This window comes from Coprococcus sp. OM06-34AC (assembly GCF_003462545.1).
Taxonomy (GTDB): domain Bacteria; phylum Bacillota; class Clostridia; order Lachnospirales; family Lachnospiraceae; genus Coprococcus; species Coprococcus aceti.
The window spans coordinates 487-22,390 of the sequence record NZ_QTZF01000011.1; the positions used below are offsets into that span (position 1 = coordinate 487).

Consider the following 21,904-nt stretch of genomic DNA (forward strand, 5'->3'; position numbering starts at 1 on the left):
TGAATATGGCCTGGTGGCTCAGCTGGTTAGAGCGCCGCCCTGTCACGGCGGAGGTCGTGGGTTCGAACCCCATCCGGGTCGCTGTATTCACAACAGAATACTTTTTAACAAATGGGATCTTAGCTCAGCTGGGAGAGCATCTGCCTTACAAGCAGAGGGTCATAGGTTCGAGCCCTATAGGTCCCATTTTCTAAACCTTTTAATAAGGTGCAGAATGCCGGCGTGGCGGAACTGGCAGACGCACAGGACTTAAAATCCTGCGGGACTAATCTCCCGTACCGGTTCGATTCCGGTCGCCGGCATTAAATTAAAAGCCTGAAACCTAAGGAAAATCAAGGGTTTCAGGCTTTTTTCTTTACCTTAAAATATTAAGCAAAAATGGCATAAACATAAGATATTAAGGTAAAGTCCTTTAAAAAAATAAAAATATAACAACAGAGGTTATGAGTATTGACCATTTGACGGGATAGTGCTAAGATACGAGCCATCAGGAACCAAAAGTTTTATCTGTTTTCCTTAACACCAAAACAGATAGCTGTATGGTTCTTTTTTTGTTTATACCGCGGAAAATGAAAATGTAATACAGAAGATTAGGAACAGGACAAAGGAGTCTTTTCGAAAGCAGTTTGTGTGGAATGTTTTAACACACACTGCCGGGGAAGGACTCCTTTTTTAGTGGATATTCAAAGTCAGGAGGAAAGAGCTATGAAGAGTTATGATCTGATAATCAAAAATGCGCAGATACACACAATGGATGAGGACAGAAAAGTGTATGCGAAGGGAATCATAGGAATAGAGGGGGAGAAGATAACTCTGATAAAGGAAATGAATGAGCTGACACCGGAGGAGCTTCAGGAATGTGAGGGCGCCGGACGTGTGATAGATGCCGAGGGTAAGGTGGTATTTCCGGGATTTATAGATACACATATACATATATTCCAGTCTTTCCTGAAAGGTCTTGGAGCTGATCACAGATTGATAGAGTGGTTGAATCTTTCAGCACTCCCATATGGACAGTATATGACACCACATCAGCATGAGCTGGCAGCACAGCTTGCATGTATGGAGGCAATAAAGAGTGGATGTACGACCATGAGTGAGTTCTTCTACACCAATCAGGATCCTGAACTGGCTCATTCCTGTATAGAGGGAATGGTATCAACGGGTATCCGTAGTGTATTTATCAGAACATTTCAGGATACCGGAGAGGAATACGGAATGCCGAAGTGCTTCCTTGAGCCTGCTGGCAAGGCCATGAAGGAAGTCGATGCACTGAAGAAAGCATATAAAGAAAATGACATGCTTTCGATCTGGACAGGTCCGGATGTTACATGGTCGACCACGAAGGAAGGCTATCAGGAGATGCTTGAGTATTGTCTTAGCGAGAATGTTAGGTATTCAATGCACATCAAGGAGACCGAGGTCGACAATGAGATGTGCGGAAGATATTACGGCAAGGATATAGTGGATATGCTTGAGGAGATAGGATTCCTGACAGACAAATTCCTGGCAGTCCACTGTGTAAACCTCACACCTCATGACATAGAGAGATTTGCAAAATATGGAGTGTCAATAAGTCACAATCCTGCACCTAACCTTTATCTTGGTTCAGGAATACCACCTATTCCTGAAAGCCTTGCTACAGGGGTAAATGTATCTATAGGAACGGATGGTGCGGCATCCAACAACAGCACGGACATGCTGGAGAGCATGAAGCTGGCAGCTCTCATACAGAAGGGAATACACAGAGATGCGGCAGTTATCAGCGCAGATGATATCATACACATGGCGACGGCAGGGGGAGCAAAGGCAATAGGAATGGCTGACAAGCTGGGAACATTGGAGTCTGGCAAGAATGCGGACTTAATAATATTTGACCCTAATCATCTGAAGTCGGCACCTATGCATGATGCAAAGGCGACGATCGTATATGCGTCATCCGAGGAAAATATCGATACAACGATAGTAAATGGAAAGGTTGTATATCAGGGCGGAAAGTTCACCTGTGGCATAGATGAGCGAAGCCTGATAGATGAAATAAATAGCGAGCTTGTAATTCTCAGAAAGCAGCTTGCAGATAAATTGTAGGATGAAAATGCGGATTATGTGACAGCAGATAAGGAGGCGCGTTTATATGGAAGATAAGAAGATAATAGAAAATGACAGCCAGCTCATAGTTGGCGTAAATGAAAAGATAAGCTGTGGCAAAGCGGCATTTCTCGGAATGCAGCACGTGTTGTCAATGGATCTGTATATCATGCCGCTGATACTTGGAGCGGCGATAGGACTGGCAGGAGGAGAGTTATCATTTTTCCTTCAGATGAGTTTCTTTGCATGTGGAATTGCAACTATATTGCAGGCGGGATTCTTCATGAAGTACCCTATCATACAGGGACCATCGTATGTACCGCTTGGAGCTATGTGTACGATAGGCGCGACCATGGGAGTCAGTGCTATGATAGGAAGTCTGATACCCGGAGCGATCATGATCGTATTGCTGGGTATATTTAAGGGCTTTTCGAAATTTGTGAGAAAGGCAATACCTCCATTTATCGGTGGTATCATCATACTTATAGTTGGAATATCGCTGACACCTACAGCGGCCAAGGGAATAGCAAGCTCAGATGGAAACTTAAGTGCAAATGTAGCATCAGGGCTTACTGCTGCAGGAGTGCTCATCGTATGTATGATACTCCAGTACAAGCTTAAGCACAACAGAATACTTCACATGGTATCAGTAATACTCGCGCTGGTTGCCGGAACAGTGGTTGCAGCAGCAATGGGGGCAGCGGATTTCAGTTCAGTACACGATGCGGCATGGTTCAAGCTGCCAGAGTTCTTCCACTTTGGACTTCCAAAGTTTGAGATCAAATCATGCATACTAATGGTGTTCATTTATCTTATCGTACTTCTCGATACAACAGGAACATGGGTGACGATCAGTGCCATCACAGGCGAGGATCTGAGTGATAAGAGGATAGACCGCGCGACCATAGGCGAGGGCGTTGGATGTCTTGTCGGTTCACTGTTTGGTGGAACACCGATGACAGGATATTCGTCAAATGCCGGAGTACTTGCGATAACAAAGGTTGGAAGCCGTATGGCGATCATTGCGGGTGGTATGATACTCATGCTGCTCGGCGTATGTCCAAAGCTTATGACCGTCATATCATGTATACCGACACCTGTCGTAAATGGTGTATTTGCGGTTGTATGTATCCTGCTCATATCAAATGGAATCAAGATCATACAGAGTGAGCCTCTTGATGAGAGATCATCACTTATCGTTGGAATCTCAGTCGTGGCTGCTGTGGCAACTATAGTCATTCCTACAGATGTGATGAACGCAATGCCTCAGTTCCTGAACTACTTCATGTCATCAGGTACTGCAGTTGGTGCAACCATAGCGGTGGTGCTCCAGCTCTGCCTTCCCAGAAAGAAAAAGGTTGTGAAGGTCGCGCTTGAGGGATAGCCCACTGCGTGACTTCTAAACTAGCGGTTCATTGATTTGACGATCATGGTTTGATATATTGGGTTCATAAGTTATTGAGGCCCTGAATACAGGATCATAAGAGGCTATGGTGGTGGTTCCTTCTTAATTGGGATGATAAATGTAAAAGCTTACCGCCACCGGTTTCCTCATTAATAAGGAGAAAAGTTATGAACGAGATATTGCTCAGGCGTAAAAACAAAGTGATACTTGGCACTGGTACTGCAAGGGTGGCAAATGATCGCTACATAACGGCCATTATGAAGAACATCGAAGAACTTGGATATACATTTTCCAGGGAGGTATTTGACGTTCTCAGAACATACAGTGTCAACGAACTGTCAGATTTTTACTTTGAACTCAAAGCTACGCTTATGAAGCTGAAAGGTGCAAATGTTGTATATATGCCTATGTATGCCGATTTCCCTAAGGGCGTTATGGATGCACATTTTTCTGAGTTGTATATAAATGCGATGGTGCATTACTGGTCAGATGGTATCCTGTATCCAAAGAATCACAGAAAGCGTGTAAATGACAGACTGCCACTTTTTGACGAGACGAAGGTCAAAGTTCTGCAGCTTGGAAGCGAGGATGATGTGAGACAGATATTTGACAATATCTGTACGTCGAGAACATCCATATCAAGAACTGACAGGGAGGATATAGCATATTTATTCGAGACTGAGAATATGAAGCTGCCTGATAACATACCACACAAGGAGAATGCTGCATACATCGCCGCGCTCTATCTGCAGAAGAAGCCTCTGGCAAATGTCAGTGAGCTCAGGAAGTATGTAAAGACTGCAACGGATGTGCTGAGACTTGTGACTGCCATGAGTGATGGTGATGTGAGTCTTGCGGAGAATACTAGATACAGAAGCTTTTCACGCAGACAGAGAAGGATGATCATGGAGCTTCTGTCTGGCTGTCCGAATATAGAGGAGGATATGCTCAGATATAAGGAGAGATGGATCAGAATTGGGGAGAGGATCCATCCTTCTGAGTTTGACTGCAGCAGATACACTCTGGAGTATGACAGGGCGATAAATGCATTTGACAAGCTGAGAAATAACAGAAAAATAGAGACATTTGCAGGAAAGATTGAGTTTGACCTTGCCTATGGTGAGTATGAAAGTGCGCTTGCCGAGCTGGTGAAGAGACCGGGTGAACTGGCAAGGAGACTGGATCAGCTGCTCAGAGAGACATATAAAGAGCCTGTTATAAGAAGCTTTGCGTCTGTGGCGGAGAAGGTGTCAACACCAGTACTGCTTCAGGTGAGAGAGCACTTTCTGCACAGATCTGAGCATGCAGATGTGAGAGTGTTCTTCCCAAAGGGGAGCCTTGCAAAGTGCCACAGCGAGCGAAACGATCTGCCAGATATAGATGAGAGGTACTGTCAGGAAGTTGTTCGGATCTGCGAAAATGCCCTTGTGAAGATCTATGGACAGAGGGAGCCTATGGGCAAGGTGTATCTGTCTGACGATTACAGGAATTATGTGGTTCCATTCAGCCAGAGAAGTGCCAGCAAGGCGTTTAAGACTATAGTCAGAGGCTCGAGACTCCCTATGGCTTCGCAGACAAATGCTGTGAGGGCATTTATATGGTGGACGAATATGGACAAATGTGATTTGGAGTCGTATGACGATGGAAGAGTCGACATAGACCTGTCGGCGGCTATATTTGACGAGAACTGGAACTACATGGAGCATGTGTCATATACCAATCTGAAATCTGAGAAGTATAAGGCATGTCATTCGGGGGACATTGTAAATGGCGGTCCTGTGGATGGTGATGGTGTCAGTGAGTTTCTTGATGTGGACGTAGATTCCGTTGTGAGATATGGTGCAAGATATGTGGTGTACCAGGTGTACAGTTATACAGGCCAGACTTATGCGGACATGCCTCACGCAATGTTTGGATGGATGGAGAGAGCTGATGTGAATTCGGGCGAGATATATGAGCCAAAGATGGTGGAGCAGAAGCTGGATCTAACGGCGGGCAGCATGGTGTGCATCCCTGTAATATTTGACTGTGTTAAGCGGGAGTTTATCTGGTGTGATATGAATATGTCGCTCAGTGGAGTACACATGAATACCGGTGGTAATAATCTGGAGAGCAATCTTTCAGGAGTCACAGCGGTATGCTATTCCATGGTTAATGTGAAGAAGCCGCATCTCTATGATCTTATCGCACTCAATGTCATGGGCAGAGGAGTGCTGGTGGACAACAGGGAGGACGCTGACATTGTGTTTGACACTGCGTTGTATCTGAATAATGACACAGTGGAGAATGAGCGTGATAAAATGGTGATAACCCCATACGACACGGAGCTGTTCATGAGTGAGTATCTGTAATTACATTTTTAGAGAACAGAATGAGCTGCGGCAAAATGGTTATTTTATCATGAGCTGCAGCTCAATTATGTACTCACTGTCATCGTTGGTCTCATAATCATCTATATGACACATTTCAACAGGGTCACTGGCAATCTCAAGCTGATGATCCTGTGCGTATGTATAGAGTTGTGGCAGCAGTTCCTTTGTCTTGGTCAGGGCGCCCTTGTATGTCATGGAGAGATATCTTCCTGCTTGAAGTACATAATTGCAATCGGCGTTCTCAAGGTATGGTGCGAAGAAGAATACGTTCTTGGTACGGTAATACTTGGACTTCGGATTGCTCCCGGGGATGTCAAGGGTATAGCAGTCGCAGGCACCTATTGTGTCAATCCTGGTGTTGTGGCTCTGCATGTATTTGACCACATAATAGGAGACATAATCATCAGGAAGATTGTCGTCAGTGACCATGACGCACTTCCGGTCTGGAAGCTCCTTTATCACAATAGTCTCAAATTCATCCTGTATATCCGGGCTGCAAAGGGATGTGATGGTGTCCAGCCGGTTCTGGATACTGTCCCTGGTGGCTTTGAGCTTGGCAATCTCAGCGTCAACCATGTCAAGCTCGGCTCTGAGCAGGGATGTCGTACTATCGACATTTCTGTCCTCGTCATATTCACGGATCTGGTCAGTGGAAAAGCTGAGCCTCAGCAGCTCACGGATAAGCGCAAGGCGGCGGACGTCATCAATGGTGTACATCCTGTAATTGTTCTCGTCATTTCTCACAGGGTGCAGTATCCCAACCTTCTCATAATATCTGATAGAATCCACGCCGATATCAAAAAGCTTAGACAATTCCCCAATCTTGAAAGTATCCTTTTTCTTCATAATATAATCTCCAATTCCTGATCTCATATAACTGTATCGTAACACACCACCTAATCAAATTCTATTTTCTTTGATATTACTTAATAAAATTAAGCCATATGACCGCTAAATCTTCCTATCTAACGAATTTCGCAAAAACAAATCAAGTACATTGACTCTAGCATGATACAAGGGTTTACCATTTCACCAAGTTAATTAACCACACAAAAAGGAGGAATGGCTATGGATAGGATATTAACTCACCCGATACTGGGGGACACCCCGGAGGGCAGGCTGGTGAATTTTACATATGATGGACAGACGCTTCAGGGAATAGAGGGCGAGCCGATAGCGGCGGCGCTCAGAGTTGCGGGTGTCATGACACACAGATATACCAAGAAGAGACATGAGCCGCGAGGTGTATTCTGTGCCATAGGAAGATGCACGGACTGTGTCATGGTCGTAAATGGCAAGCCAAATATAAGAACGTGCATCACTCCTCTGGAAGAGGGAATGGATGTGAGGACGCAGTACGGTGCGTCGGCAGAGAAGGATTTTTAGGAGGTGACTGCTATGATAGAGAGATACGATCTGATAGTGATAGGCGCAGGTCCGGCAGGACTTTCCGCAGCGATAGAGGCTGCGAAGAACGGAATGAAGCCGATAGTATTTGACGAGAATGCAAAGCCTGGCGGTCAGCTTTTCAAACAGATACATAAGTTTTTCGGATCAAAGGAACACAAGGCGAAGATAAGAGGATTCAACATAGGTTACGAACTTCTTGAGGAGGCAAATAAACTGGGTGTGGATGTAAGGCTTAATGCAACAGTTGTGGGTCTCTATGACGAGAAAGAAGTGACAGTCAGGATTGGTGATGAGATAAAGCATTTCAAGGGCGACAGTGTGCTTGTGGCAACAGGAGCCAGTGAGAACATGGTTACCTTCAAAGGCTGGACACTTCCGGGAGTCATCGGCGCAGGTGCTGCCCAGACTATGATGAATCTTCATCACATAAAGCCGGGTAACAGGATATTGATGCTCGGTTCAGGAAATGTAGGACTTGTCGTCAGCTATCAGCTCATGCAGGCAGGGTGTGAGGTTGTGGCTTTAGTTGATGCGGCACCGAGGATTGGAGGATACGGAGTACACGCTGCAAAGATATCGAGGTGTGGAGTTCCATTTTACCTGTCACATACGATCGTTGAGGCGAGTGGAACGGACAGGGTGACAGGAGTGACGATCGCACAGGTAGACAGCCATTTTAATTTCATAGAGGGAACCGAAAAGACATTTGACGTTGATACAATATGCGTTGCCGTTGGACTTTCACCTATGTCACAGCTTTTAAAGCAGGCGGGCGTAAAGATGAAGGATACTCCGGGGGGATACGTTCCTGAGTGTGACGAATGGGGCAGAACCTCAGTGCCGGGAATATTTGCAGCCGGCGATGTGTCCGGAATCGAGGAGGCAAGCTCAGCCATGATCGAGGGCAGGATAGCGGGATCTGTCATATCGCAGGATCTCGGGTTTATAGATAAATCAGAGATGGAAGCACGTGCATCGGAGCTTGAGGATGCACTTGGAAGCCTCCGTGAGGGAATGTTTGCACCGAAGAACAGGGGCAAGCTGATCGAGAAAACAGAGGAAGGCATAGATGTATCGATGAATCTGCTGGAGCACGGCTTTGTGGCAGATGACGAGATAGAGAGATATCCGGGAGTGACTCACAGGAAGGGAATACATCCGGTTATAGAGTGCACCCAGAACATCCCGTGCAATCCGTGCCAGGATGCGTGTCCGAAGGGGTGCATAAGCATAGGGGCAAATATAACCTCTCTTCCGACAGTGACGGAAAATCCATGTATAGGCTGTGGCATGTGCGTTGCAAGCTGTTCAGGACAGGCCATATTCCTAGTGGACGAGGACACCGGGGATGGCTATGGAACGGTGACACTTCCATATGAGTTTCTTCCGATACCAGAGAAAGGAACAAAGGGCGTGGCACTTGGCCGTGATGGCCATGAGGTGTGCGAGGCGGAGGTCGTAAGTGTCAGAAGTGCAAAAGCATTTGACCATACCAATCTGCTGACCATGAAGGTGCCGAAGAACATGGTGATGAAGGCAAGATTTTTCAAGGAGGTGCGGTTATGATAGATATCAGAGAAAAACTTGATGCCATAGGACCTTATGTTCCGGCACCTGATGACGACATGCTGGTGTGCAGGTGTGAGGAGGTCACAAAGGGCGAGATAAGGCAGGCAGTTCATGCGGGAATGCTGACGATAGAAGAGATAAGAAGATTCCTCCGGTGTGGGATGGGATTGTGTCAGGGACAGACTTGTGGCAAGCTGGTGAAGGGCATTGTGGCAAGGGAACTTCACGTGTCACCTCTTGACATAGAGCCTGCCACGTCAAGGGCACCTATGAGACCTACAGAGATGCGGATACTTGCGAGAGATGGAGGTGAGGCTCATGAGTAAACATACAGCAGAGGTTATAATCATCGGCGGCGGTGTAAATGGATGTGCTGCGGCATACTATCTGGCAAAAGCAGGAATGAAGGATGTAATAGTGCTAGAGGGTAGTCCGAGCATAGGACATGGAGGCTCCTCACGAAACGGAGGCGGAGTCAGACAGTCGGGAAGAGATGTCAGGGAGCTGCCATATGCAATGTATGCGGTGCAGAATATGTGGCCGACACTTTCCGAGGAGCTTGGAGTTGACGTGGAATACTATCAGAAGGGCAACCTTAGACTTGGCAAGACTGATGCCCATATGGAAAAGCTCAGAAACCTTGCGGCAAATGCTAACTCTCTCGGACTTGACATGAAGATCATAGATGGCAAAGAGGTGAAGGAGATCTGCCCATACCTCTCTGACGAGATAATCGGCGCAAGCTGGTGTCCTACAGATGGACATGCAAATCCTATGCTGACGACTCTGGCGTACTACAAGAGGGCAACGGAGCTCGGGGTAAATTTCTTCACAGATGCAAAGGTGGCTGCACTTGAGAAGGTGAAAGGAAAACTCAGAAAGGTCATAGTGGAATCAGGTGAGGAGTTCGAGGCGGACAAGGTCATACTGGCTGCCGGATATGAGAGCAGATTCATCGCAAGGACAGTTGGAATAGATGTGCCGATGACAAAGTATTTTGAGGAGGCGCTGGTTACGGAGGTGCAGCCGCACATGTTCGACATCATGCTTGGTGTTGCATCCGCTGACTTTTACGGACATCAGTCACAGCACGGATCATTTGTATTTGGCTCAGATTCGGGACTTGAGGAGACAACGGACATGGGACTTGATGAGCTCAGGACCTCACCGCTCACCGTATCTGCCGGATGCAGGGCGATCATGGGATACATACCGATGCTGGCTGATGCCAAGATCGTAAGGACCTGGGGCGGATGGCTTGATCTCTGCTATGATGGTGTTCCAGTCATAAGCGAGGTCGACGAGGTTCCGGGACTTATACTGGCATGTGGATTTACAGGGCATGGATTTGGAACGGCACCGGCTGTTGGACTGATGCTCTCACAGATGGTGCTCGGCGAGAAGACGGTGGTGGATATATCATCTCTACGGTATGACAGATTCAAGGCTGTCAGGTAGACAGCATATGAATCATGGTTGTATATTATTGGCGGAGAAATTCTGTGGAGTAAGATAAGAAAACTTCAGAGAGTAAAAAGTTTCAACGATGACAGTTAGAAAAAGGAGAGGTATGTCATGGAAAATTTCTTTTATAATATTCCGACAAAGGTATCATTTGGCAAGGGCGCCATTGATGATCTGCCAGGGTACATCAGCGAATACGGAGACAGTGTTCTGCTGGTGTACGGAGGCGGAAGTATAAAGAGAACAGGGCTGTACGACAGGATAATCAAGATACTTGACTGTAGTCACATTTCCCATATTGAGCTTTCGGGCGTAGAACCCAACCCGAGACTCACAACGGTGAAGAAGGGTGTGCAGATGTGTCTGGAGCATGATGTGAAGGTGATACTGCCTGTGGGAGGCGGAAGTACAATAGACTGTTCCAAAGCTATAGCAGCCGGAGCGTGCTATGACGGTGATCCATGGGATCTGGTCGGACACCCGGAGAAGATAGAGAATGCTATGCCGATCATAGCTGTCGCGACTATGGCTGCGACGGGTTCTGAGATGGATCCATTTGCAGTTATCACAAATGAGGAGACAAAGCAGAAGAAGGATATCGCATCCGATCTGCTCTATCCTGCTTATGCGATACTTGACCCTGAGTATACATTTTCCGTTCCTGCATACCAGACGGCAGCAGGTGTGGCGGATATCATGAACCATATATTTGAGGTTTATTTTGCAGATAATGGAGACACATACATGCAGGACCGCATGATGGAGGCTCTTCTTAAAACCCTTATAAAGTACGGCCCGGTGGCAGTTTCAGAGCCAGACAACTATGACGCCAGAGCAAATATCCTCTGGGCATCTGAGTGGGCGATAAACGGATTCATAGCGTGTGGCAAGGATGGCCCATGGCCGGCGCACTCCATAGAGCATCAGCTGAGTGCTTACTATGATATAACACATGGACACGGACTTGCGATCATCACGCCGGTTCTGATGGATTACATTCTTAACGAGAAGAGCCTTCCGGTTCTGGTAAATTACGGCGTGAATGTATGGGATATAGAAAAGACAAAGGACCCTTATGATATAGCCCGAGAAGCAATATCAAAGACACAGAAGTTATATGAGGATATGGGTCTGACCTCGGATCTCGGCGAGCTGGGCGTGCCTTATGAGAAGGACTTTGACGAGATGGCTGAGAAGGCGGCATCAGAGGACCTTGAGCATTGCAGGGTGCCTCTGACGAAGTCTGATGTAGTGGAGATTTATAGAAGATGTTTTAAAAACGTAAAGTAACAACATCGCAAAATGCATGATTTGATATATATACAGTTGGACTGTGGTAATGGCTAACAAAGATCAGATATTTTGTGGATGACAGGAATTACAGCAGGAGGTGGCAGTATGGACAGCAAGGTTGAATTCTTATTTCTGAATGAAGAGGACATGATAAAGGCGGGTGTACTCGATGCGGACAGAGCTGTGGACACCATAGGGGAGGTCATAACACTCCTCAGCGAGGGAGACTATCTCATGGGCGGCAGAGCACATAACGACCACGGTGTACAGCTCATATTTCCGGAGAAGTCGGACATTCCGAATTTCCCGCTTGCGGACTCGGCGGACAGGAGATTCATGGCGATGCCGGCATATCTCGGAGGAAGATTCCATATGTGCGGTGAGAAGTGGTATGGCTCAAATGGCAGAAATTCGCACAAGGGTCTGCCGAGATCCATACTCATGGCGACACTGAATGACGTGGAGACAGGCCAGCCGCTTGCGTACATGTCAGCCAATCTCCTAAGTGCCATGAGAACCGGAGCGATGCCAGGGCTTACTGCCATGTATCTTGCAAGAAAGGATAGCAGGGTACTGACTATCCTTGGCGCAGGAGTCATAGGAAGGACAAGCCTCATGGCTATCATGGCAAAGTTCCCGGACCTGGAGGTGCTGAAGATCAAGGGCAGCTCAAAGACTTCGCACACAGCCCATGAACTGGCGGATTATGCCAGGGAGAACTATAAGAGTCTCAAGGAGATAATCATCTGCGATACTCTGGAGGAGGCCGTGAGGGATGCAGATATCATAGCAGAGGCGGTATCTGTTGAACCGAGAAAATGGCCTGTCATAGATCCGGCATGGGTGAAGCCTGGATGCACGATCATATCATCTGGAACCATGGATATGGATCTGGAATTTGTCAGGGATCACGTGACGAAGGTTGTAGACAATATACAGATGTATGAGGAATATGTAAATGTGTATCAGGAGTGGGACGAGGATGGCAACAGGATATCACTTGGAACGCCAGGCATACACTTTGTAAATATGGTGACGGATGGCTGGATAGAGAAGAGTGAGATCAGACATCTGGGAAACATAATGCGTGGCCTCGAGCCGGGACGAACGAGTGATGACGAGATCTTTCTTGTGAGCCTTGGCGGCATGCCGATCCTTGATGTCGGCTGGGGCTATGAGTGTTACCAGAAGGCACTCAGAGAAAGCATCGGAACAAAGCTCAAGCTGTGGGATGCGCCATATATGAGGTAGTTTTGACTGTCTGGATCTCAATGTCGGCCCCATGGTTCGCAGTCTTTTGCAGGTATGACGGCAGCAATTGTATGGCTCAAGTAAATGATGGACTTAACAATGTTAAGTAAATTTAGACATTGGCTGCCAAAATAAACCATGTCTGCCGAATAAAATAAACAATTAAAGAAATGACAAAAAACATTGACCTTGGTATTATACCAGACTCTACAATGAGTGAAAATTAAAAGCAAGAACACATGGAAGAGAGCAAAGGAGCTCATAGGAATATGACTCCGCTGCTCTCTTTTTTATTTGTAAGGAGGAATGGATATGAAGAAGATAGAACTCATCATCAGACCAGAGAAGCTTGAGCCACTCAAGAAGATACTCAGCAAGAATGAATACAGTGGACTCACCGTCATGTCGGCCATGGGCTGCGGACACCAGAAGGGCTACAGCGAAGAATTCAAGAAGCTTGGGATGGAGATCAATCTCCTGCCAAAGCTCTACGTCATGACCGTGATACTTGACGAGGATCTGGATGACATACTCACAGAGATATGTGAGAAACTCTCCACCGGTCAGGTTGGAGATGGAAAGATATTTATAACAAATGTTGACGATGTCATGAGGATAAGGACAGGAGAACACGGAGAATCAATACTTTGATTACTACTTTAGAAAAGAGTGAGGTGAGTTGCTGATGGAAGAGAGAAAAGCAATAGTACAGCTTAAAAACATAACAAAGTCATTTGGCGACAATCAGGTGCTGAAGCCCATCAGCCTTGACATATACGAGGGAGAGTTCCTGACATTGCTTGGTTCATCAGGCTGTGGCAAGACGACCACACTTCGTATCATTGCAGGTTTTGAAACACCCACGGAGGGAAATGTATACATAGAAGATAAGGATGTCACAGAGCTGGCACCGTACAACAGGGATGTTAACACGGTGTTTCAGAGTTACGCTCTTTTCCCTCACATGACAGTCTTTGACAACATAGCATTTGGCCTTGTTGAGAAGAAGATGGACAAGAAGGAGATAAAGAAAAAGGTTCTGGAAATGCTGGATCTGGTGCAGCTCCATGGATTTGAGAAGAGAAAGCCATCGCAGATGTCAGGTGGACAGAAACAGAGAGTTGCAATTGCCAGGGCACTGGTAAACTCACCGAAGGTACTGCTTCTTGATGAGCCACTCGGAGCACTTGATCTGAAACTCAGAAAGCAGATGCAGGTGGAGCTCAAGAGGCTGCAGAAGAAGCTGGAAATCACATTTGTGTATGTAACCCATGATCAGGAAGAGGCGCTTACCATGAGCGACAGGATAGCTGTCATGCATCAGGGACACTTCGAGCAGATCGGTACGGCAAAAGAGATATACGAGAACCCACAGACCAAATTTGTTGCAAGCTTCATAGGAGAGTCCAACATATTCGAGGCAAATGTGGACACCATAGAAGGCACTGATCTTGGGCTTACGATGGAGAATGGAAAGGTCAGAGCGAAGGGCGAGGGATTTGTTAAGGAAGAGATCGTGTACATATCGGTACGTCCCGAAAATACGCATCTGTCAGACAAGCCGGTGGATGGATTTACACTGAAAGGAATCGTCAAGGATCAGATCTATGTTGGTTCGGTTCTTAAGACTATAGTGGAACTGCCAAATGGCAAGGAAGTCAAGGTCAACAATCATCCTGATGCCACGGTATATCCTGATGGCACGGCAGTGTCAGTGTACTGGGAGCCGGACAAGGCGGTTGTCATACACACCAAGGAGGATAAGATGTACGACGCCATAGAGGATGCAGTTCTTAAATAAGAAATATCTGCGTGTAATGATAACCGGATTTAGTTTCGGCTATGCAAGGAGGCTTTGCTATGAAAGAAAAAAAGAAAAAGGAGAAAAAGAACACTCTGCCGATATTATGTATGGTTGGTCCAACATCCCTGTGGCTGTTGTTTTTCCTTCTCATCCCACTTATATATGTTGTGGTCATAAGTTTTATGACGAAGGGTGCATATGGCGGAGTTGTCGGCAAGTTCTCAATTGACAGTTATAAGAAGATATTTGATCCGCTGTATCTGACGGTCATGTGGAAGTCGGTTGTCATGGCATTTGAGACAAGCGTGATATGCCTCATCATATCTTATCCATTTGCTTACATGCTGTGCAAGGTGCCGGACAAGATACGCGGAATGCTCACACTTCTCATCATGCTGCCATTCTGGGTAAATGGTCTCATCAGACTGAATGGATGGTCAAATATACTGAGAGACAGCGGCTTTGTAAATACATTGTTGATGAAGATAGGAATCATAGACCAGCCGATACAGATGATGTACTCGGAGGGGGCAGTCCTCTTCGGCATGGTGTATACCTTCTTCCCATTTATGGTACTGCCGCTTACAAGCAGCATATCAAAGCTTGATCATTCGCTGGTTGAGGCATCATACGATCTGGGGGCAAGAAAGATAAAAACATTTATCAGAGTCATACTCCCGATGACGCTCCCGGGAATATTTGCAGGAACGATACAGGTATTCATACCGAGCCTTGGAGCATTCTTCATATCGGATGTTATGGGTGGCGGCAGCGCCGCATATCTTGGCAATCTGATACAGAACCAGTTCCTTGTGGCACGTAACTGGCCGCTGGGCGCAGCGTTCTCGGTACTTTTGATCATCTTCACTCTGGTTGTGCTGAAGGCGTACAGCAAGGTTGGAGATCTGGATGATCTGGCATAAGGAGGGATGGATATGAAGCGAAAAGAAAAGAAGAAGATGGGCGCGGGATCGATCATATTCATGGCACTTGTATATCTGTTCCTGTACATGCCGGTATTTGTCATCATCCTGTTCTCGTTCAACAAGAACAATACAAATATGGTGTTTGACGGATTCACACTCAAGTGGTATCTGGAGGTGTTCCAGGGGGACTCACTTCTGAAGAACTTCTGGCTGTCCATAGAGCTGGCGTTAGTGTCCATGGTCATATCGGTGGTTCTAGGAACTCTGGCGACCATAGGACTTTACAGGTACGAGTTCAAGCTCAAGAAGTTTATCAACGGACTTCTGTACGTGCCGATAGTCATCCCGGAGCTGGTTATAGGTCTTGCCTCACTGGCATCGTTTTCCAAGATGGGCATGACCATGGGATTTGCGACCATGGTGTTCGCACACGTTACATTCTGTCTGCCATTTGTCATCATCACACTGAGATCACGAATTGCGAATTTTGACAGCTCTATAGAGGAGGCTGCCATGGATCTCGGGGCAAATCAGTGGCATACGTTAAAGCGTGTCACCATCCCGATGCTGACACCTGGAATCATATCCGGAGCGCTGCTATCCATAACTCTCTCGATAGATGATGTAATAATCAGCTACTTCGTATCCGGAGCCGGGGATATCACGTTCCCTATCAAGGTATACGGAATGGTCAGAGGTAAGATCACTACAAATGTATATGTCATATCAACTTTGATGATAGTCGGAATAGTTGTGATCTACCTCCTTGCGGGGGCACTTGGAAGGTTTATATCAAAGCGCAGGGAGATAAGAGACATCCGCAAGATAGATGCACAGTAATTCCGTAAGATAGATGCGCAGTAATTCGGGAATACAGAATATGTTCCGAAGACATATATGGCAAGGAGGCGTAACAAATGGATGAAACGACAAAGATGACAGCAGACCTTATAGTGTATGGAAAAATCTATACGGCGGACAGCAAACGCAGTCTGGCGCAGGCTATGGCGGTCGCCGATGGAAAAATCATATACGTGGGTGACAGAGCCGGTGCAGAACGCTATGCAGGCGAAAATACACAGGTTATAGAACATGACAAAGGACTTGTGATACCGGGAATGACAGAGGGACATGCGCACATATCAAGCACCACTGAGATAGTGTACGGTGTCAGCCTTGCAAATAAGGAGAGCATAGACGATTATGTGACGGCGATAAAAGATTATATGGCGAGCCACCCTGACGAGAAGGTTGTGAGCGGTTCCGGTTTTGAAAATGGAGTATTTGGATCCTTGGGACCGACCGCTGACATACTGGATGACATATCGACGGATGTGCCGATGGTCATGATAAGCGAGGATCACCACTCATATTGGGTGAACAGCAAAGCTATGGAACTTGTCGGGATTGATGAAACTACCGCTGAGGTTCCCAATGGTGTGATAGTGAGGTATCCGGGAACAAGCAGACCAACGGGATGGTTCAAGGAGATGGCGGGCAATCTGTTCAGTGCGGTGCTGCCTGAGATGACTGCTGACAACTTTGCACATGCCATAGAATGTTATCAGGATATAGCCTTGTCAAATGGCGTCACAATAGCATTTGAGCCAATGTTTGACAAGAAACAGAACTATGACAGAAGATTTGCCGGATATGCAAAGCTTAACAGCGAGGGAAAACTAAAGGTGACATTCAGGGTAGGTTACACGCTAGAGCCTGTTGATGATGAGGACTATGTGTTTGCTGAACTTGCAAAGTATCATGAGAAGTTCCGGTATGTTCCTAAGATACAGGTGAACACGTTAAAGATATTTGCAGATGGAGTAGTGGAAGGTCATACAGCTTTTCTCAGAGATGATTACGCGGATGCCCCAGGAGATAAGGGTGAGCCGATGCTCAGCCAGGAGAGGACAAATGCGGCGGTGAAACGTGCTCTTGATGCGGGATACGATGTACATGCACACGCGATCGGCGATGCTGCGATAGACGAGGTGCTGAATGCATATGAGTACGGACAGACAGAAACAGACAGGGATTACAGAAATGCCATAACACATCTTCAGGTCATGGTGCCGGAGCATGTGGACAGGATGAAGAGCCTTGGTGTGGTGGCAGTCACCAATCCATACTGGCACTTCAGGAACAGAGTGTATTATGACACTTTGGAGAAGCCATTTCTCGGAGAAGAAAGAGTCTCCAAGGAATACTATATGAGATCCATCACAGATGCTGGAATCGTCACAAGCTGTGCCAGCGACTTCCCTGTAACGGTTCCACCGAGAACTATGGATGCACTTCATCTCATGGTGAACAGAAAACAGCCCGGACATCCGGAGATGGAAGAGATGGGTGCCGGCGAGACGATAAGTGTTGAGGATGGTCTTCAGGTCCTCACATATGGCGGAGCATACCAGAACAGGCTTGAGAAGAAAAAGGGATCCCTTGAAGCAGGCAAGGATGCCGACTTCGTATTGCTGGATTCGGATGTCCTTACTATCCCGAAGGAAGACATCTACAAGACACAGGTTATAGCCACTTATATATGTGGTGAGAAAGTCTGGGCGTAAGAATAAACAACCAGACTGGTGTTCAATAAAAGGAGGAAATGACTATGGTAAGAGGAAAAATCAAAAAAATGATGGCTGCAGCACTTGCAGCGACAATGGTATTTACGATGACAGCGTGTGGCAGCGATTCAGAAGAGAAAACTGCAGATGGATACGCAAAGGAGATATATCTGTACAACTGGTCAGAGTATATGAGTGAAGATGTTCTCAATAAATTTGAGGAGGAATATGGCATAAAGGTAGTGGAGACTACATTTGAGTCGAATGACGAGATGCTGGCAAAGCTCATGGCGGGAGGCGGATCAGAATATGACATTGCAGTACCTTCAAACTTCTACATAGAATCTATGAAGGCAAATGATCTGCTTGAGCCTCTGGACAAGGATGTGATCACCAATTATGACAATATCGATGAGACTTACAGGACAATGCAGTGTGATCCGGATGGAGAGTACTGTGTTCCATATATGGGAACATCCTGTGTATGGATAGCAAATAAAAAGATGCTGGACGACTATGGTATAGAGATCCATAAGATGGACGACTTGAAGAATGATAATCTGAAGAATAATATTTTGCTTGTGGATGATTCTCAGGCTATTATGAGTGTAGGTCTGCTGGGATGCGACCTTGATCCTACATCGGGCAACCTCGATGATATTGCAAAGGCAAAGGATTATATAAGTGGACTGAATCCATATATCAAGGCATTTGCAGCGTCAACAGACACGAGAGACAGTATGGCAAAGGGAGAGGTAGCAGTTGCTCTCATGTACAGCGGCGAGGCACTCCAGGCGATGAAGGAGAATCCGGATCTTGAGGTAGTCATGGATGGTGAGCAGTGTTCACTCTCAATGGATACAATGGTCCTGCTCAAAGGCTCAAAGCACAAAGAGGAGGCAGAGCTGTTCCTTAACTTTATATTGAGACCTGACATATCCGCAGAACTCACAAATGAATTCCAGTTCATCTGTGCCAATAAGGCAGCAGTAGAATATCTGGATGATGACCTGAAAAACAGTCCACTGTGTGTGCTCACAGATGATATGAAGAAGAGGATATTTATGATAAATACATTTGATGCAGATGCGATATCAGCTGAGACAGATGCGGTCATGGAGATCAAATCATCCAGATAGGAACAGCCTATGGGATTGCAGAAAAAGATACGCGTAGACACATCTATAAAAAATAAAAACGCGAAGCTCAATATAAAATATGCAATATTACAGATGATGTTCTGGACCTGTGCGGCATCTGCGTACGCATACCTCACGCAGATGTTACAGTACAAAGGTTTTACGGACGGACAGATAGGAGTAATAAATGCGGTAAAATTATTTTCAACTGTAGTGTTTCAGATAATCATAGGTGTATTTTCCGACCGGCATGCAGAACGTATCCAGTTAAAATATATCATCTCAGTGCTGACTGCTGTGGCGCTGCTGTTGACATCTGTTTTTTATGAGTATAAATTATCGTTTGTACAGACAGTGATGCTGTTCATCGGATTTGGTGCAACATTTACATGCATATCACCGCTTATAGATTCCCTGTCCATAAAGTATATGAACGGCGGTAGAAATATCAACTACCCTATATGCAGGGCAGCAGGTTCCTGCGCGTGGGCTGTGGCATGTGTGCTGTTTGGGGTGTTTTGTGACAGGTATGATGCGAACAGGCTTCTGATACTACAGATGCTGTTCACCGCCATGATGCTGGCGGTGCTGCTGGTCATGGATGATACATCATCCTGCAGCGATTGCAGGGCTTTGGGCGCAAGAGAGAGAATAGCTGCAGCAAACATTACGGAGACCCGGAAAACAGAGGTACACACCGCAGGATATCTGCTCACAACATACCCGAAGTACAGGTGGTTTCTCATAGGTTCAGCGGTTATGTTCATGGGATATAATGTTGGAACGACATTCCTGATAAATGTGTTTGAACGCCTGGGTGGCAATAATTTTCATTATGGACTGGCTGAGTTCGTGATGGCGGTCAGTGAAGTCCCGTCGGCATTCCTGCTCATAAAATTCAGAAAGCGGATATCTCTTGACAAGATAATGCTGTGCTGTGCGGTGTTCATGACATTCAAGAACATGTTCGCGGCATTCTCGGACAATGTGTGGGTGATCGTCATATCCCAGGGATGCGAGATGCTGGGCTTTGGGTTATTCTATTCCGGAAGTGTGTATTTTATAGAAGAGATGCTGTCACCCGCTGATGTTGTGAAGGGAATGTCATTGATAAACGCATTTACGGTGGGAGCCGGAGAGGGGATAGGAGCTCTGCTGTGTGGATGGATAAATTCCAGATACGGACTTACAGTGCTCATGGATTCCAGCGTAGTGATAAGTGCAGTGTCCATTGTATGTATAGTGATCATGTGTCGTGCGTCAAATGAGATTCACGGCAAAATAATAAAAAACAGCTGATATATGACGAGAGAAAGGTTTGGTAAGGATTATGAAGAACCGAGATGTAGAATCAGAAGCGGCAGGAAGAAAGAGCAATATAGAAACAGACAAGCAGAATATAAGTTTCCTCTACCTCAGCGAGGAGGATATGATAGATGCGGGTGTTCTCAACCCGGGAAGATGTGTGGATGTTATGGAGGAGACCATGGGACTCATGGAGGACGGAGATTTCCTCATGGGTGGTCCGTACAATGACGCACATGGCCTTATGTTGTACTTCCCAAAGAAGTCACCGATAGAGAATTTCCCGGTCAACAATGCCAGAGACAGGAGATTCATCGCCATGCCGGCATATCTTGGCGGCAGATTCCATGTGGCAGGAGAGAAGTGGTACGGTTCAAATGGCAACAACAGAGCCATAGGGCTCCCTCGTTCCATACTGATGATGATGCTCAACGATGTGGAGACAGGAAAACCTCTGGCATATATGTCCGGAAATCTTCTTAGTTCTATGAGAACAGGTGCCATGCCGGGACTTGCGGCAAAGCTTCTGGCAAGGAATGACTCAAAGGTGCTCACACTGGTCGGCCCTGGAGTCATATGCAGATCAAGTCTCAGAGCCATCATGTCACAGAGATTTGACATAGACACCATCAAGATAAAGGGCAGCTCACCGACATCGGCAAATGCGATCAAGATGAAAGAGTACATAGAGGAAAATTATCCTCAGGTAAAAAATATAGTTCTGTGCAAGGATATGGAGGAGGCACTTAAGGATGCCGACATCATAACTGAGGCAGTCTCATGTAAGGAGGGCGAGTGGCCAGAGTACAAGCGAGAGTGGCTCAAGCCCGGAGCGCTGGTCATCTCTACAAGTACCTTCAATATGGTGCATAAGAGTATTGTTGACTTGAAAAAAGTTATAGACAACTACGGAATGTACGAGAATTATGCAGAGGAAGATAATGTTGGATATGATGCGGAGGGCAACAGACTCCACACAGGCTGCATGGGAGAGGACTTCGTATACATGGTGCAGGATGGATTGATAGAGAGGGATTCCCTTACTACATTCGGGGAGATAATCCGTGGCAAGAAGCCCGGCCGTGAATCTGACGACGAGATCATCCTCGTGTCCATAGAGGGAATGCCGACAGAGGACGTCGCCTGGGCATATGAGTGTTACACCTACGCCCTTGTACATGATATCGGCACGAAACTCAAAGTCTGGGATCGCCCATATGCATTTTGACGGACGGTTACAGTCATATTTACCCAAATAAAGTCCATGTAGGTACATGTTCAATCACGTTCTACATCTGTCACTTCAACAGT

The 21,904-nt window shown here is 46.4% G+C and carries 18 protein-coding genes and 3 tRNA genes; 20 read left to right on the top strand and 1 reads right to left on the bottom strand.

Translation table 11 applies throughout. The features are described 5' to 3' along the window. Positions 1 to 7: 7 nt before the first annotated feature. From DXB91_RS13435 to DXB91_RS13460, 6 genes are all read left to right on the top strand, one after another. Positions 8 to 81: transfer RNA gene (locus DXB91_RS13435), tRNA-Asp, on the top strand. 32 nt (positions 82 to 113) lie between these two features. After that, a tRNA-Val gene (locus tag DXB91_RS13440) sits at positions 114 to 186 on the top strand. A 30-nt stretch (positions 187 to 216) separates the two neighbouring features. Further along, positions 217 to 302: transfer RNA gene (locus DXB91_RS13445), tRNA-Leu, on the top strand. A gap of 403 nt (positions 303 to 705) precedes the next feature. Continuing rightward, positions 706 to 2,088 (top strand): amidohydrolase family protein, encoded by a 1,383-nt coding sequence (locus DXB91_RS13450; RefSeq protein ID WP_118018439.1) that lies wholly within the window; start codon positions 706 to 708, stop codon positions 2,086 to 2,088. Positions 2,089 to 2,134: 46 nt separating this feature from the next. Then, entirely contained in the window at positions 2,135 to 3,472 is a 1,338-nt protein-coding gene (locus DXB91_RS13455) for a uracil-xanthine permease family protein (RefSeq protein ID WP_118018441.1), read from the top strand. Between the two features lie 188 nt (positions 3,473 to 3,660). Continuing rightward, entirely contained in the window at positions 3,661 to 5,844 is a 2,184-nt protein-coding gene (locus tag DXB91_RS13460) for a TerD family protein (RefSeq protein WP_118018443.1), read from the top strand. A 39-nt stretch (positions 5,845 to 5,883) separates the two neighbouring features. On the opposite strand, the gene DXB91_RS13465 is transcribed toward DXB91_RS13460, so the two are convergent. Beyond that, positions 5,884 to 6,711 carry a MerR family transcriptional regulator gene (locus DXB91_RS13465; protein ID WP_022216186.1) on the bottom strand — a complete coding sequence of 276 codons (828 nt, stop codon included), beginning with the start codon at positions 6,709 to 6,711 and terminating at the stop codon, positions 5,884 to 5,886. Between the two features lie 222 nt (positions 6,712 to 6,933). On the opposite strand from DXB91_RS13465, the gene DXB91_RS13470 reads away from it, so the two are divergent. The 14 genes from DXB91_RS13470 (at position 6,934) to DXB91_RS13535 (ending at position 21,821) form a co-directional block, all read left to right on the top strand. Beyond that, positions 6,934 to 7,251: a (2Fe-2S)-binding protein gene (locus DXB91_RS13470; protein WP_044997770.1), complete on the top strand. Its 318-nt coding sequence runs from the start codon at positions 6,934 to 6,936 to the stop codon at positions 7,249 to 7,251. A 12-nt stretch (positions 7,252 to 7,263) separates the two neighbouring features. Continuing rightward, complete coding sequence (locus tag DXB91_RS13475) at positions 7,264 to 8,841, top strand: FAD-dependent oxidoreductase (RefSeq protein ID WP_192935000.1); 1,578 nt, start codon at positions 7,264 to 7,266, stop codon at positions 8,839 to 8,841. After that, positions 8,838 to 9,170, top strand: a complete 333-nt coding sequence (locus DXB91_RS13480) for a (2Fe-2S)-binding protein (RefSeq protein WP_015533496.1) — start codon at positions 8,838 to 8,840, stop codon at positions 9,168 to 9,170. The genes DXB91_RS13475 and DXB91_RS13480 overlap by 4 nt, the downstream gene beginning before the upstream one ends. After that, positions 9,163 to 10,302: an NAD(P)/FAD-dependent oxidoreductase gene (locus DXB91_RS13485; protein ID WP_118018445.1), complete on the top strand. Its 1,140-nt coding sequence runs from the start codon at positions 9,163 to 9,165 to the stop codon at positions 10,300 to 10,302. The genes DXB91_RS13480 and DXB91_RS13485 overlap by 8 nt, the downstream gene beginning before the upstream one ends. Before the next feature lie 117 nt (positions 10,303 to 10,419). After that, a complete protein-coding gene (locus tag DXB91_RS13490; protein WP_118018447.1) occupies positions 10,420 to 11,598 on the top strand; it encodes an iron-containing alcohol dehydrogenase in 1,179 nt (392 codons plus the stop codon). 108 nt (positions 11,599 to 11,706) lie between these two features. Next, entirely contained in the window at positions 11,707 to 12,852 is a 1,146-nt protein-coding gene (locus DXB91_RS13495; protein ID WP_118018449.1) for a tyramine oxidase subunit B, read from the top strand. A 312-nt stretch (positions 12,853 to 13,164) separates the two neighbouring features. Continuing rightward, positions 13,165 to 13,503, top strand: a complete 339-nt coding sequence (locus tag DXB91_RS13500) for a P-II family nitrogen regulator (protein WP_015533492.1) — start codon at positions 13,165 to 13,167, stop codon at positions 13,501 to 13,503. Between the two features lie 34 nt (positions 13,504 to 13,537). Beyond that, on the top strand, positions 13,538 to 14,653 hold the full coding sequence (locus DXB91_RS13505) for an ABC transporter ATP-binding protein (RefSeq protein WP_118018451.1): 1,116 nt from the start codon (positions 13,538 to 13,540) through the stop codon (positions 14,651 to 14,653). Between the two features lie 59 nt (positions 14,654 to 14,712). Beyond that, on the top strand, positions 14,713 to 15,579 hold the full coding sequence (locus DXB91_RS13510; protein WP_055147902.1) for an ABC transporter permease: 867 nt from the start codon (positions 14,713 to 14,715) through the stop codon (positions 15,577 to 15,579). 12 nt (positions 15,580 to 15,591) lie between these two features. Next, entirely contained in the window at positions 15,592 to 16,422 is an 831-nt protein-coding gene (locus DXB91_RS13515; protein ID WP_022216192.1) for an ABC transporter permease, read from the top strand. 77 nt (positions 16,423 to 16,499) lie between these two features. Further along, entirely contained in the window at positions 16,500 to 18,149 is a 1,650-nt protein-coding gene (locus DXB91_RS13520; RefSeq protein ID WP_118018453.1) for an amidohydrolase, read from the top strand. A gap of 44 nt (positions 18,150 to 18,193) precedes the next feature. Beyond that, positions 18,194 to 19,288 (top strand): polyamine ABC transporter substrate-binding protein, encoded by a 1,095-nt coding sequence (locus DXB91_RS13525; RefSeq protein WP_055224604.1) that lies wholly within the window; start codon positions 18,194 to 18,196, stop codon positions 19,286 to 19,288. Positions 19,289 to 19,297: 9 nt separating this feature from the next. Next, entirely contained in the window at positions 19,298 to 20,587 is a 1,290-nt protein-coding gene (locus DXB91_RS13530; RefSeq protein ID WP_118018455.1) for an MFS transporter, read from the top strand. Between the two features lie 31 nt (positions 20,588 to 20,618). Then, entirely contained in the window at positions 20,619 to 21,821 is a 1,203-nt protein-coding gene (locus DXB91_RS13535; RefSeq protein ID WP_118018457.1) for a tyramine oxidase subunit B, read from the top strand. The last annotated feature ends 83 nt before the right edge of the window (positions 21,822 to 21,904 follow it).